This window comes from Hoeflea marina (assembly GCF_003182275.1).
Classification (GTDB): Bacteria; Pseudomonadota; Alphaproteobacteria; order Rhizobiales; family Rhizobiaceae; genus Hoeflea; species Hoeflea marina.
Map to the genome: position 1 here is coordinate 202,712 of NZ_QGTR01000002.1, position 13,442 is coordinate 216,153.

At 60.2% G+C, this 13,442-nt stretch carries 18 protein-coding genes; 15 read left to right on the top strand and 3 right to left on the bottom strand.

What is annotated here, in order from left to right; genetic code table 11:
* The first annotated feature begins 14 nt into the window (after nucleotides 1-14).
* The 15 genes from DFR52_RS07375 to gspG all read left to right on the top strand — a co-directional run bounded on the left by DFR52_RS07375 (nucleotide 15) and on the right by gspG (nucleotide 10,133).
* The gene (locus DFR52_RS07375; protein WP_110031322.1) at nucleotides 15-443 is read left to right on the top strand and encodes a hypothetical protein; all 429 of its coding nucleotides are present in this window, start codon (nucleotides 15-17) and stop codon (nucleotides 441-443) included.
* A gap of 117 nt (nucleotides 444-560) precedes the next feature.
* Nucleotides 561-767: a hypothetical protein gene (locus tag DFR52_RS24575; RefSeq protein ID WP_170132231.1), complete on the top strand. Its 207-nt coding sequence runs from the start codon at nucleotides 561-563 to the stop codon at nucleotides 765-767.
* Nucleotides 768-972: 205 nt separating this feature from the next.
* Nucleotides 973-1,095, top strand: coding sequence for a hypothetical protein (locus tag DFR52_RS24970; protein WP_280954182.1), 123 nt, complete (start codon nucleotides 973-975; stop codon nucleotides 1,093-1,095).
* A 24-nt stretch (nucleotides 1,096-1,119) separates the two neighbouring features.
* Nucleotides 1,120-1,935: an RHS repeat-associated core domain-containing protein gene (locus tag DFR52_RS24580; protein WP_280954191.1), complete on the top strand. Its 816-nt coding sequence runs from the start codon at nucleotides 1,120-1,122 to the stop codon at nucleotides 1,933-1,935.
* A gap of 7 nt (nucleotides 1,936-1,942) precedes the next feature.
* Nucleotides 1,943-2,341 carry a DUF6258 family protein gene (locus DFR52_RS07385; RefSeq protein WP_110031323.1) on the top strand — a complete coding sequence of 133 codons (399 nt, stop codon included), beginning with the start codon at nucleotides 1,943-1,945 and terminating at the stop codon, nucleotides 2,339-2,341.
* Nucleotides 2,342-2,391: 50 nt separating this feature from the next.
* Nucleotides 2,392-2,958 carry a hypothetical protein gene (locus tag DFR52_RS07390; RefSeq protein ID WP_110031324.1) on the top strand — a complete coding sequence of 189 codons (567 nt, stop codon included), beginning with the start codon at nucleotides 2,392-2,394 and terminating at the stop codon, nucleotides 2,956-2,958.
* A 29-nt stretch (nucleotides 2,959-2,987) separates the two neighbouring features.
* Nucleotides 2,988-3,239, top strand: a complete 252-nt coding sequence (locus DFR52_RS24585) for a hypothetical protein (RefSeq protein WP_170132233.1) — start codon at nucleotides 2,988-2,990, stop codon at nucleotides 3,237-3,239.
* Nucleotides 3,240-3,425: 186 nt separating this feature from the next.
* Complete coding sequence (locus DFR52_RS07395; protein ID WP_170132234.1) at nucleotides 3,426-4,292, top strand: RHS repeat-associated core domain-containing protein; 867 nt, start codon at nucleotides 3,426-3,428, stop codon at nucleotides 4,290-4,292.
* A complete protein-coding gene (locus tag DFR52_RS24185) occupies nucleotides 4,289-4,510 on the top strand; it encodes a hypothetical protein (RefSeq protein WP_146215554.1) in 222 nt (73 codons plus the stop codon). The genes DFR52_RS07395 and DFR52_RS24185 overlap by 4 nt, the downstream gene beginning before the upstream one ends.
* A gap of 91 nt (nucleotides 4,511-4,601) precedes the next feature.
* Entirely contained in the window at nucleotides 4,602-4,724 is a 123-nt protein-coding gene (locus tag DFR52_RS24975) for a hypothetical protein (protein WP_280954183.1), read from the top strand.
* Nucleotides 4,725-4,990: 266 nt separating this feature from the next.
* Entirely contained in the window at nucleotides 4,991-6,400 is a 1,410-nt protein-coding gene (locus tag DFR52_RS07400; protein WP_110031325.1) for an RHS repeat-associated core domain-containing protein, read from the top strand.
* 1 nt (nucleotide 6,401) lies between these two features.
* Nucleotides 6,402-6,746 (top strand): ribonuclease E inhibitor RraB, encoded by a 345-nt coding sequence (locus DFR52_RS25080; protein WP_158284890.1) that lies wholly within the window; start codon nucleotides 6,402-6,404, stop codon nucleotides 6,744-6,746.
* A gap of 363 nt (nucleotides 6,747-7,109) precedes the next feature.
* Entirely contained in the window at nucleotides 7,110-9,179 is a 2,070-nt protein-coding gene (gspD, locus tag DFR52_RS07410; RefSeq protein ID WP_245415239.1) for a type II secretion system secretin GspD, read from the top strand.
* Nucleotides 9,180-9,186: 7 nt separating this feature from the next.
* Nucleotides 9,187-9,651 carry a prepilin peptidase gene (locus tag DFR52_RS07415; RefSeq protein ID WP_210205797.1) on the top strand — a complete coding sequence of 155 codons (465 nt, stop codon included), beginning with the start codon at nucleotides 9,187-9,189 and terminating at the stop codon, nucleotides 9,649-9,651.
* Between the two features lie 8 nt (nucleotides 9,652-9,659).
* Nucleotides 9,660-10,133, top strand: a complete 474-nt coding sequence (gspG, locus tag DFR52_RS07420) for a type II secretion system major pseudopilin GspG (protein ID WP_245415240.1) — start codon at nucleotides 9,660-9,662, stop codon at nucleotides 10,131-10,133.
* A 499-nt stretch (nucleotides 10,134-10,632) separates the two neighbouring features.
* Here gspG and DFR52_RS07425 read toward each other — a convergent pair whose 3' ends face one another.
* The 3 genes from DFR52_RS07425 to DFR52_RS07435 all read right to left on the bottom strand — a co-directional run bounded on the left by DFR52_RS07425 (nucleotide 10,633) and on the right by DFR52_RS07435 (nucleotide 13,438).
* Nucleotides 10,633-11,055, bottom strand: a complete 423-nt coding sequence (locus DFR52_RS07425) for a carboxymuconolactone decarboxylase family protein (protein ID WP_110031330.1) — start codon at nucleotides 11,053-11,055, stop codon at nucleotides 10,633-10,635.
* A gap of 1 nt (nucleotide 11,056) precedes the next feature.
* Nucleotides 11,057-12,583, bottom strand: coding sequence for a GMC family oxidoreductase (locus DFR52_RS07430; protein WP_110031331.1), 1,527 nt, complete (start codon nucleotides 12,581-12,583; stop codon nucleotides 11,057-11,059).
* A 165-nt stretch (nucleotides 12,584-12,748) separates the two neighbouring features.
* On the bottom strand, nucleotides 12,749-13,438 hold the full coding sequence (locus tag DFR52_RS07435; RefSeq protein WP_245415241.1) for a GntR family transcriptional regulator: 690 nt from the start codon (nucleotides 13,436-13,438) through the stop codon (nucleotides 12,749-12,751).
* Between the last annotated feature and the right edge of the window lie 4 nt (nucleotides 13,439-13,442).

Consider the following 13,442-nt stretch of genomic DNA (forward strand, 5'->3'; position numbering starts at 1 on the left):
CAGGAGATAACGAAATGCATAGTCCTTTATCGATTTCCACCGCAGCTAGACCTCTGGTACCTCTTGTGCTTTTCGCGCTTTCAATCGTGGGATTCTATCTCGAATCCGAATTCATCATCGTGTCTCTTCTTGGGATTTTAGCCGTATTCACTTGGTACCTAACCTTGAATGGTAAGCTTATCAGCATGACAGCCAGGCATCTCGATATGCTCTATACTGATAAGGTTTATTCCGCCTCCGAAGTCGAATTTCGGAATTCGACGAATTTCGGCTCCCTGAGTGTCCCATTTCTCTTTACATGCTTTTTGTTTGCGATTGCTAAAAACTCCATCCCCGTGTTTCTAATGCTTTGTTTCGTAGCAGGTGGAGATGTCGCCGTTGGTTTCTGGAAGTACTTTCATGATCGAAAAGTCAAAAAGGCGGCGGACGGTGATCCCAAATAGCTGCTTGCGAATTACGCCGCCTCGTCCCCCAGCCGTGATTTCCTCTCCGACCGCACGCTTGCCTAGGACGACGCCAACCGGCTGGCGGAGGTGCTCGTCGCCCCACAATCCTCGCCGGTGACCCTCCAATTCCGGCCGGACGGGGCGAGGGCGCGCAAGAGCTCGCAGTTTGCCTCCACCATCTATCCCTCCGCCAATGCCGAGATCGACACGGCCGGCATGCCGGCCGGTGGCACGCTCGCCGCCGGCACCGCCTACTACCCGGCGGGCGCCTACACCCGCGATCCGCACATGGGTGAGCGCCGGTCCGCCGAAGGCGGATAGCGAATGCCGGCGGCATGAGCCAAGGCGGCGAACGCCGGGACGCTACCGCAGGCAGCGGGCGCCCGGCCGGGCCCGAAGGCTCAAGATCGAGGGCGGCGCCAAGCAGTTCCTGCACCGCGATCACCTCGCCTCGGTGCGCGTGGTCACCGATGGTGAGGCGGGCCAGCGATTGATCCGGTGAATCAATCGCCCGCCGAACGGCGCCGTGGTCGAATCCACCGGCTACACGCCCTATGGCCGAAAACTCAACCAGGGCTTCCAGACCCAGAAGAGCTTCCTCAGTGAGCGCGACGACCCGGGTGAGGCGGACCAGCGGTTGATCCTGTGAATCAACCGCCCGCCGAACGGCCTCATCTATCTCAACGCCCGCTACATGCACCCCGATCTCGGACGGTTCATCTCGCCGGACGACTGGGACCCCACCCTGCCGGGCGTCGGCACCAACCGCTACGCCTATGCCGGCAATGATCCGGTCAACAAGGCGGATGCGAATGGGCATGGTGCGCTGGATGTCCAGGATAGCGATATCGGCGGGGGGTATGGAGGTACGAGCTGGGAAGGTGGCGGCGGATCGGCCGGTCGCGGTGGGGAAGGATCCAAGACATCTGTCGATGAGACATCACTCGGTACGTTCACATTTGGGCAGCAAATTCCGGGCACCCGGCGGAGCGGCGTAGGTCAATTGACACCCGCTCAGCAGAATATCGCTTATCGGATCGCGGAAACCAAAGCGGCCATACGGGAATTAAATCCCAAGGAAACGTTCATCGATCCACCCAATACACATTCTCTTCAGGCGCTACGGGGGTATACGGCCAGGTTGCAGGAATTGCAAAGGCAGGCTAATAGGGCGGTTGATCCATTGACCGGTCCGCCAGTTGGACGTTTTGTTGTTGATACGAAGGGGAACGTCATGATCGAGCCGGTCGGCGGCACGACAGTACCCGGGCCGACGCAAACAGATACCCATACGACATATCCAAATGGTTCAAATTATCAACGTTTGAATTCGTCGGGCCATTCAACCAATCCCACGCCCCACGGGCACGGTCATCTTCCAGGCTCTGGGCCCGAGGCCAACAGGCGAGGCCAAGGACCATCAATAGATATACGGGGGAATGTCGTGAGCCCTAATTCACCTGATGCTCACTGGGATATCCATTGGTGAAAATCAAATGAAAAATTCCGCTTTTCTGGGCACCATCTATCTTGGTGATCGCGCCGCACGCCAATGCATCATTGACTTCGACAATAATGCATTACTCATGAAGATCGATTGCATATCTCGCGTAAGAGATAAATATTGGAATTTTTATATCGATGAGGATTTGTATGATGGCTATCTCGTATTCGAGGATATCGCTTTTCTCGAATTTGAGGATTCGACGCCTCCCCGAAACGGCGATATCGGCAGCATCGATGTTCTGTCTGAGAATGACGACCTGACGGTCTTCGAAATACGCTTGGGCTTTTTGAAATTACAATCTGGATATGCGCGAACAGTGTTTCGCATTGGTTTTAAAACTTTGTGCCTGCAGGCTACCGACGACCCATCTTCACGCATTAGGGATTAGTGGCAGTGAAAGGCGCCTTGGGGCTGCAGATTGATTAGAGGAGCATTTCTTTGGCGTGGATCTGGCGCGATCCGGAAGAAATTCTCGAGTTCGGGACGCTCTATGACTATGACGCGTCGCAACCGGCGACCAACAATGAGCCCTTTGCCGAGGAGCCGGTCGATCCCAACCTGCGCCCGGTCTTCCACTCCCGGTCCGGCCTGAAGCGCTTCAAGGCGCTGCACTGCCCACCTTTCAGTGGCCAACCGGTGGTCGATGCGGTCTGGCGCGACATCATCCGCACGTTCGTACCCGCGGACCGGATCCAGTTCCTGCCGGTCCGGCTGATTGCCCGAGGCGAGGTCTGCGACGACTTCATGTATGCGATCCCGTTCGACCGGCGGCTCTGCATCGACGCGGAAAGATCCAATGTCAGGCGCAAGATCGACAAGGGCGGTATGGCGATCATCTTCTCGGTGACCGGCATCGTGCACCATCCGGATTGTCTTCAGGGCTCTCACATGGCGCGGGATCTGCAACTGACGACGCATCTGGTCATTTCCGACGAGCTGAGGGGCGCCCTCGCCGCCACCGGCGAGGACAGCGTCTTCTGGCCGCTGAGCCGGATTGCGTACTAGACACTGAGCGATCCGTTGCTGGGGCCCGGATGCTCGTCACCCCGCAATCCTCGCCGGTGACCTTCAAATACGGGCCGGATGGATCCAGGGCGCGCAAGTCATCGCAGTTCGCCTCCACCATCTATCCCTCCGCCAATGCCGAAATCGACACCGCGGGCATGCCGGCGGGCGGCACGCTGGTCGACGGCACCGCCTATTACCCGGCGGCCGCCTACACCCGCTATCCGCACATGGGTGAGCGCCGGTCCGCCGACAGCGGATGGCGAATGCCTGTGGCATGAGCCAGGGCGGCGAACGCCGGGGCGCTGCCGCGGGTAGCGCGCCCCCGGCCGGGCCGAAGGCTCAAGATCGAGGGCGGCGCCAGGCAGTTCCTGCACCGCGACCATCTCGCCTCGGTGCGCGTGGTCACCGATGGTGAGGCGGGCGGGCGATTGATCCGGTGAATCAATCGCCCGCCGAACGGCGCGGTGGTCGGATCCACCGGCTACAAGCCCTATGGCAAAAAACTCAACCAGGGCTTCCAGACGCAGAAGAGCTTCCTCAGTGAGCGCGACGACCCCGAGACGGGCCTCATCTATCTCAACGCCCGCTACATGCACCCAGACCTCGGGCGGTTCATCTCCCCGGACGACTGGGACCCGGCGCTGCCCGGCGTTGGCACCAACCGCTACGCCTATGCCGGAAACGATCCGGTCAACAGGGCGGATGCGAATGGGCATATCAGTTGGGAGGGAGTAAAGGAGTTTTTTGGATTTGGGAGTAAATCAAGTGTTACGGGCAATGGTGCCAATGGCGGTGGGTCTGAAGATGTCCCCGCATCGAACCGAAATGTGACTGCGGCTCACAATCAGCCTCCGGAGACCATCGAGGACCAGAAAAAAATCGGCTTAGGGAAATCTTTAGTCCAAGTTGGCCTTCGGGCAGGCGGCAATTTTGCATCCGGATTGGGGTTTTACTTTGGAATGACTACGGGTTTGAATGAAGGCGAGCCGCAACCTGTAGATCTTTCTTATAATGGGCACTCGGCTAGTTCGCTAGCGATCAGCGGTGCGCGCATCGATCCGAAAGACATTTCGGGTAAACTAACTGTGGCTGGACGCGCAATCGCCAAGCACAATCCAGCTTCCCGAAGCGGTTCGGCATATCCCGCAGTTACTGGAGGACCAGAAGCATTGAACAGTGCCGGCCAAATCCAGCTAAATGAAATCGTTGGCGATAGCCAAAGTCGGATGTCGCCTGGCAACCGTTTTGGTGGCTTTGATGTCATATCACCATCGGGACGCGGTGCGCGGTTCGATTCTGACGGACAATTTAGAGGATTCTTGGAGCCATGAAACAAGAATATAAATATCGTATAAGCAGTGATATTGACTACGATGAGTTGATTTGTGAGTTATACATAGAAAATGAGCCGTGCTTGATTATATTTCTAGAAAAAAATAAGCAAAGAATCCTGTTTCTTGATGGAATAAAAGCAAAAAATGTTGTAATGGAAGAATTGGTCGAGAACATAAGGTCCGCCTCCGATGCGCTGATGCGACATATTAAATGAACACATTTTCTGGTTGGAATATATTTACTGTAGAATTAGAAAATTAAGCGAAATAAAAAAACGCCTGTACTGCAACCGTATTCACCTGACAGTGCCGCGTTTTGAGGGGGCGTCAGGCGCCACGAGCTTCTTCTATGATGCCAACGGCAACATGGTCGGCGATGGCGACCGCACGCTCGCCTGGGGTGAGGCGGACAAGCCATCGATCCAGTGAATCGATGGCCCGCCGAACGCCAACCGGCTGGCGGAGGTGCTCGTCACCCCGCAATCCTCGCCGGTGACCTTCAAATACGGACCGGATGGATCCAGGGCGCGCAAGAGCTCGCAGTTTGCCTCCACCATCTATCCCTCCGCCGCCGCCGAGATCGACACCGCGGGCACGCTCGCCGGTGGCACGCTGGTCGACGGTACCGCCTATTATCCGGCCGCTGCCTATACCTGCTATCCACACATGGGTGAGCGCCGGTCCGCCGACAGCGGATGGCGAATGCCTGTGGCAGAGCCAAGGCGGCGAACGCCGGGGCGCTGCCGCAGGCAGCGGACCCCCGGCCGGGCCGAAGGCTCAAGATCGAGGGCGGCGCCAGGCAGTTCCTGCACCGCGACCATCTCGCCTCGGTGCGCGTGGTCACCGACACGGCCGGCGCCGTGGTCGAATCCACCGGCTACAAGCCCTATGGCCGAAAGCTCAACCAGGGCTTCCAGACCCAGAAGAGCTACATCGGCGAGCGCGACGACCCGGAGACGGGTCTGATCTATCTCAACGCCCGCTACATGCACCCCGATCTCGGACGGTTCATCTCGCCGGACGACTGGGACCCGACGCTGCAGGGCGTCGGCACCAACCGCTACGCCTATGCCGGCAATGATCCGGTGAACAAGGCGGATGCGAATGGGCATCAAAGTAATAGTATGGATTTTGAAGCCGAAATGAAATCGGTCATCACCGAAGCAAGTCGTAACTCGTCAGATCGTGATACACCGGAACAAAAAGAAGCAAAGGAGGCGACGATTGAATGGGCGCACGCCGAATTGGCCGCCGAAGAGGCAAGAAAGAAGGAAGAACATTACGCAATTGGTTTGTCGATGTTCGATATGTCTTGGGCATCGCTTACTGGAGGTTTAGCCATGCAGAAAGGCGCGGCTATGAACGTTGCAATAGCACAAGCGAGACGATCCGATTCGGCAAGTCCACGGCCGACCTGCTGCTTTGTCGCCGGGACCTTGGTCGATGCAGAAGGTGGGCTACGGCCAATTGAGACAATTCAAGCCGGTGACCGCGTTTGGTCGCGAGATGTGAATTCCGGAATCACTGAGCTAAAGAAGGTCACCGACCTGATTCAACGACACAATCGAGAAATCTGGGAGGTAGCTCTCGTCTCTACCGGCGGCCAAATTGCGCGCTTCGAAACCACAGATGATCATCCCTGGTGGATTGCCGATCTGGGATGGATAACGACTGAGGAACTGGGTGACGGAATGGCGGCAACAACCCGTGACGGTCATGGAATGCTCGTTGTGTCTGTAAAAAAAATGTACAAAACAGAGAGAACTTACAATCTCACCATCGCCGATTACGAGACATATTTTGTAGGAAGCAGACGAGTGTTGGTCCACAATTGTCCAACTGGATCATACATAAATCAACACGCTTCCGGAAAGGTCTATATTGGTAAGGGAGATAAGAAACGTTCGGAGATTTCGGGTCAGCGGATAGAAAAAGCTCGGAATGATCCACACGTTGGAACAAAGCTTCATAAAGCTACAAGTGATCGCGAATCATTTAAGCAAGAGTCTCGTGAACTGGATAAGTTCGGAGGACCGAAAAACGGACAGAATTACAATTCGATTGAGTCCCCTGGCAAAAGATACAGGGCAGAGGATGGGGAATGAAATGGCAATCAGGAGGGATAGTTTTCCCAGCGATGACGACGGTGAGACACTTTATTCATTGGCGGTCAGAGGGGTAGATCTAAGATTAAAACGTAAAATAGATTTCTATTGTCATGTAAAAGACTGTGAAACGGCAAAACGAATATGTGAAGACCTGATAACGTACGGTTATAATGTCTCTATATTTGAAAGTAAATATGAAAATAGAATCTCTGATATTTCTGTATATATGTCGATTGAAATCCTTCCGAAGTACGAAATATTAATAATGGAGCAAAATAGAATTAACCTATTGCTTTCAGACTATGGTGTCAAATGCGATGGGTGGGGAACTCTTGTTTCATAACAGAATGGGTGAGGGGCTACATAGGGGGGCTTCCACTTCCTTCCTGTATAGTGAACTGCGCTGATCTCCGGATCGAATGATTGCAGTAGGCCCAATCTCCTCGATGCGCAGCGCACGGCTGCCCGAGCTTCCGGTCAGGCAACTCCAAATGACTTCCGTCGCGGGTGGCAACTCCTTTGCATCGACCCACGCCCAAGGTTTCGGCCCAGTATCCGGAAGACAAGCTCGCAGCCGATCGATGCAAGTCCTCCACGCATCTGTGGACAGTACTGGTCAAACCGCAGCCGGGGCGGGACTCTGCTTGCAGGAACGTTGTAGGCTTTCCGTTCGGACAGCGGGGCAGGGATGATCAGGCGTCTTTTCATGGTCGTATGCACAGGCCTGGCGCTCGCGGGTTGCGGCACCGCGTCGACGTCGACCCTGTTCGAGCAGACGATCGACAGCCTGCGCAACGAGGGCAAGCCGGCGGCGAACCTGAGCGGCGGCTCGCGAAGCCTCTTCGCCTCCGATGCCAGGTCCGGCTTCACCGGCGCCCAGGTGGAGGGGTCGAACACCTTCGTCGCCTCCGTCGCGCCGTCGATCAACGCCGGCACGACCCGCGCGGGCGAGGAGGGATACACGCTCAATCTGCTCGGCGCGCCGGTGGCTATCGCCGCCAAGAGCGTGCTCGGCGATATCCTGCATGTCAATTACACGATCGACCCGCGGGTCGAGGGCACGGTGTCGCTGCAGACCAGCGACCCGGTCAACCGCGACGATCTGGTCGAGCTGTTCGAGACCGCGCTGTCGATCGCCAATGTCTCCATCGTGCGCAAGGGCGCGGGCTACCAGCTGGTCCCCAGTTCGATGGCGCTTGGGGCGACGCCGGGCGTCAGCGTGCCGTCGCTCTCCGGTCGCGGACCGGGCGTCATCGTGCAGGTGATCGAACTGCGCAACATCGCCGCCGAGGAGATGCAGACCATCCTGACGCCGATCAGCCGCGAGGGGTCGATCCTGCGGGTCGACACCAAGCGCAACTACATCGTCATTGCCGGCACCCAGGCCGATCTGCGCGCGATCCGGGATGCGATCAATGTCTTCGATGTCGATGCGATGCGCGGCCAGTCGGTGGCGCTGCACCCGCTCAAGCAGGCCAAGCCCGGCGACGTCGTGCGCGAGCTGGAAAACATCTTCGGCGTCGAGAACGGCAAGAGCGGCGTTGTCCGCTTCATCGCCAATGACCGGCTCAATTCGGTGCTGGTGATCACCTCGCGCTCGGCCTATCTGCAGCGCGCGTCAGCCTGGATCCGCAAGCTTGACAGTCTCGCCAACAGCTCGGACGCCCAATTGTTCGTCTACCACATCCAGAACCGCCCGGCGCGGGAACTGGCAGGCGTGCTGCAATCGGTCCTCAGCGGCGCGTCTTCGACCGGGACGACCGCCGCCAGCCAGGTGTCGCCGGATCAGGATGCCGTCGCCCTCGGCGCCGACCCCGCGGCGCTCGAGACAATGGCTGCCGGCCAGCTGTCCGACGCATCGGTGGTCGCCGACACCGAGAACAATGCCCTGCTGATTTCCACCAATGAGCGCGAATACAAGCGCATCGAGCGCATCCTCGCCCAGCTCGACGTGCTGCCGACTCAGGTCCTGCTCGAGGCGGTGATCGCCGAGGTGACGCTGAACGACGAATTGAAATTCGGTCTGCGCTGGGCGGTCGAGAGCGGCAACTTCAACTTCAATTTCTCCGATCTCGCCACCGGCCTGGCGTCGGCATCGTTCCCGGGGGCGGCCTTCGGCTTTGCCACCGACAACATCCAGGTGACGCTGAATGCGCTGGCCAGCATCACCGATGTCAACGTGATCTCGTCGCCGACGCTGATGGCACTCAACAACCAGCAGGCCATCCTGCAGGTGGGCGACCAGGTGCCGATCGTCACCCAGCAGGCGACCAACACGGTCACGGTGAACGCGCCGGTGGTCAATTCGGTGGCGCTGAAGGACACGGGCATCATTCTCAAGGTGTTGCCGCGGGTCAATGCCAGCGGCCGCATCCTCCTGGACATCGACCAGGAGGTCTCGAGCGTGGTCAAGACCACCTCCTCGGGCATCGATTCGCCGACCATCCAGCAGCGCAAGATCTCCACCAAGGTGGTGGTCAATGACGGCGAGAGCCTGGCGCTGGGAGGTCTCATCCAGGAGCGCAACAATCTGCAGCGCGCCCAGGTGCCGGTTCTCGGCAACATCCCGCTGTTGGGCAACGCCTTCAAGAACAAGACCGATTCGATCGCCCGGACGGAGCTGATCATCTTCATCCGCCCGCGGGTGGTGCGCAATGTGGAGGAGGCGCGCGATGTCACCGCCGAGTTCCGCGACCGCCTCGGATTCAATTCCGCCATCGGCCTGCGCCGCGGCGGCACGCCGCTGCAGCAGGATCTCAGGCGTCTGGCCTATTAGGATGGAGGTGACCCTGGCCTTCTTCGGTGTTCTCGTGGCGTTGTGTCTCCGGATCGCTGTCGTCGATCTGCGCGACCTGCGGATCCCCGACCGGCTCAATCTCGCGCTCGGCCTGCTGGCGCTGTGCCACCTGGCGGCGGCGGGCCGAGGCGCCGAGCAGGGCCTGGGCCGCCTGGCCTTTGCGGTCGCCATCGCCCTGGCCTTTGCGGGGTTTCGCTGGCTCCACCACAGCCGCTCCGGCCGGATCGGCCTCGGCCTCGGCGACGTCAAGATGATCGCCATGGCCGCGCTCTGGATCGGACCGCTGCATTTCCCGCTGTTCCTGTTCGTCGCCTCGGCCGGCGGTCTGGTTTTCGTGCTTGCCAATTCGGCGATCGCGGGAATGATGTCGCGGGAGACGAGAACCCCGTTCGGACCGTTCCTGGCATTCGGGCTGGTGACGGTCTGGCCGATACAGGAGAATCTGTGGTGAGGACGTCCATGACAATGATTGAACGATCGGGAAGGGATGGTGGTGGGTTTTCTCCGGACCGGCCGTCCCGGCCCGGTCGCGGGGAAGATGGCTTCACGCTGGTCGAAATGCTGGTGGTGCTGGCCATCATCGGGCTGATCGCGACACTGGCGACACCGCGTGTGCTGCGCTACCTGGGATCGGCGAAGGTCTCGACGACCGTCACCCAGATCCGCAATCTCGAGGGAGCCCTGGAGCTCTATTATCTCGACAACGGCGCCTATCCCGAGACCAGCGAGGGGCTTTCCGCGCTCGTCAAGGCCCCGGACAAGCCCTCAAACTGGAATGGGCCTTATCTCAAGGGCTCCGAGGTCATCAAGGACGCCTGGGGGCACGAATTCAGATACGAGCTCAAGGACAACGGCAGCACCGTTTCGATCCTGTCGCTCGGCGCGGACGGCAAGGAAGGCGGCACGGACACCAATGCCGACATCAGCAACTGAGCCGGCACGGCCCCCAATGCAGCTCGCCCGAAAGTGTGCGGCGGTTTCGGGATCACGACATGCATCAATACAAACACCTGTGCTGCAGGTGCCGAAAGCGCGCGCCGGCCGTGTCATCGCGGCTGGCGTGTGGCCTGCCTTGCCGCAACGCTCCGGACGCCATCTTCCCTGTGAAGTTGAGGGACCAGGCGGCGGCGGACGCAGCTCTGTCCGCCGTCATGCCGGGCCTGGAGCCGGCACCCGGCGGGCGAACGTCCGCGAGCCGGGGGACTGGTTCCTGCCGCCCCCGCAGAGCGGCATGCAGGTAGACACGTGAATATCGAAGCACCGCGACCGGATCGGAACGGATCTGCGCGCTGTCCGGAACTGCGCCGCTGACCAGGAAGCGAAGCAAAGCCAGACGGAATGAGCAGTCACTTCAGCGCGAACCAACTTCGGCGATAAAGCGGATCAGGCGGTTTGGTGATGCCCCAAATCGCACAGGCCTATCGCCTCACGATCAACGTTGCGACACCTGCGTGGTCGCCGCATCAATCTCGGCAAACACCGCTTTCGCAGAGCGCAGTGCGTCCAATGAGGCAGGCGCGCCGCAATAGATCGCGCCCTGCAGGATGATCTCCACGATCTCTTCTCGGGTAACGCCGTTGTTCAGAGCGCCCCGGACATGCAGCTTGAACTCGTCCGAGCGGTTGAGCGCCATAAGCATGCCCAGATTGAGGACGCTGCGCATGCGGCGCTCCAGACCGGGCCGGCTCCAGATTTCTCCCCAGCACCATTCGGTCAGCAGTTTCTGCAAGGGGGCGGAAACGTCGTCGGCCGCCGCGATCGAGCGGTCGACATAGGCGTCGCCCAGGACCTCGCGGCGGATCTGCAGACCCTTTTCGAATTGTTCTCCCTGGAATTCCGGCCGACGGTCGGTCATCTCAAGCTTCCTTCCTGCTGTTGAACATCGTTCGGGCGAACGTCTCGGCAATCGCCAGGACGGCGGCGTGGATCGGACCTGCGGTGAGGCTGGGCATCACGGACGCGTCGACGACGAAGAGATTGTCGAGTGCCTTGAGCTTCAGATCGGCGTCGACGGGCGCCGCATCGTCCTTGCCCATCCGGCATGTGCCGCTGGGGTGGTGATGCGTGATGGCCGCATTGGCAATGAACGCGTCAATCTCCTCGCGGGATTCGAGCGGACCCGGGAGGATCTCATGATCGCGCCATTCGGCCAGTTCGTCCGACTGCCCGATGGTCCGCGCCGCCTCGAGCGCGGCGCGGAACAGGTCGCGATCTCGCTCGGTCGAAAGATAGGCGGGGTCGATGATCAGCCGGTCTCCCGGCTCCGGGCCGGTGATCTTCAGCGTGCCGCGGCTGCTCGGATGGGTGACGCCGAAAAGCAGGGAATAGGCTGTGCCGGGGGCGGGAGCCTCGAAACGTTCCGAGACGATGGGCGCCACCCCGCATCCGACAACGATTTGCGGCTGCCCTCCTTCGGTGAAGCTGCCCGCGCGCATGTAGGTCATCGATTCCGAATGCTGGAGCCGCGAGGGCGGGAGATGCTTGCGTGTCGCATAGAGGTTTCCCGCACCCAGGAGATGGTCCTGCAGGTTGCGGCCGATCTCGGGCATGTCGATGAGGCATTCGACGCCCGCCGCATCGAGAACGTCTCGCGGCCCGATGCCCGATCGCATCAGCAGAGCCGGACTTTCGAGCGAGCCGGCGCACAACACTACGGTATCAGCAGAAAACAGCACCGGGCCGTCACGGCCCCTTACCTCGACATGGTGAACATGGTTGCCGACCAATACCAGGCGGCGGGCGAGAGCTCCTGTGACGATTGTCAGGTTCTCGCGGGCACGGACCTCCGGCGTCAGCCACGCATCGGCGACCATTACCCGCTTGCCGTCGCGGATGTTCATCGAGTTCGGCGTCACGCCGATCATCACGCCCTCGTTGTGACCCTGAAGCCGCGGCAGTCCGAGAGCGGCGCCGGCGGCGATGAAGGCGTGCGTCAGCCGGCTCGCCTCGGCATCGGTGCGGTGGATGGGCAGAGGGCCGCCGTCCCGTCCCGCGACCTCGCGGTCCTCGTTGGCCTCGAAGGCGGGCAGCAGACCGTCCCAGCTCCAGCGCGCATCGCCCGTTGCCTCGGCCCAGCTGGCGAAGTCTTCGGGATGGCCGCGCATGTAGCCCATGGCGTGCAGGCAGCTCGATCCCCCGACAAGGCGGCCGCGCGCCCAGTGATGGACCCGGCCGGCCGTGCCGGCCTGTGGCTCGGTCCGGTAGTTCCAGTCGTAGCTGCGACCCTGGAGCGTCGGCCATGCGGCGGGATCCCAGATATCCGGGTCCGTCGCCTCGTCGCCGGCCTCGATCATGAGCACCTCGCGCCCGGGATCCTCGCTCAGCCGCGCGGCCAGGAGCCCGCCGGCCGAACCGCCGCCGATGATGAGGACGTCGGCTTTCATCTTGCCATCAGCACCAGACACCAGCAGATCCTATTCGCCGACGCAGACGGGAAGTCTGGGCTGTCCTGCGCAGGAGGACGTGCAAGTCGATGCGCGCCCTGATGGCCATTGAACTCGATAGGGCATGATGAACATTTCCGTTGCATGGATGAGCCGCCAGAACAGCTAGTCGGGTGGCGGCATGGACTTCTTTGCCGCCGCCATGGCCTTGAGCACGTGTTTCCGCGACGCCTTGCGGGCGGCCTTCTCGTCGTGCGCGGCAATCGCCTCGTAGATCTCCCGCATTTCCGTCAGACTGCTCATCGCCCGTCCTTTGAGCGACATTGAGCGCGACCTGAAAAGGCTGATCCGGGCGACCAGGCCGCGGTGGATTTCCTCAAGGATCGGGTTGCCGCAATTGGCAAGGATGATGGAATAGAAGTCGGCGGCTGTCGTGATCCGGGCAAGCCCGTCATTGCTGAGGGCGGCGGCCTCGAAGGCGGAGAGCGACTTTTCCAGCGCGTCGAGTTGCTCGTTCGATATCCGTTCGGCGCAGCGCCCGACGGCCTCCACTTCCAAGAGCTCCCGCGCCTCGTAGATGGCGGTGACTTCTTCCCATGTCAGGGCCGGGATCGACGGGCCGCGGTTCGGCACAATGTCGATCAGCCGTTCGGCGGCAAGACTGCGCAACGCTTCCCGGAGCGAGGGGCGGCTGATGCCCAGCCGCAAGCACAGATTGCTCTCGATGAGGCGGCTGCCAGGCTCGAAAACGCCCGAAAAGATCGCCAGTCGCAACTTGTCGACGGCCTCTTGTTGAACCGTGCGCGGCAACACTCTCAAATTCAGCTCTGGCGGCATCATTTTGATCTCGTCCATTGGG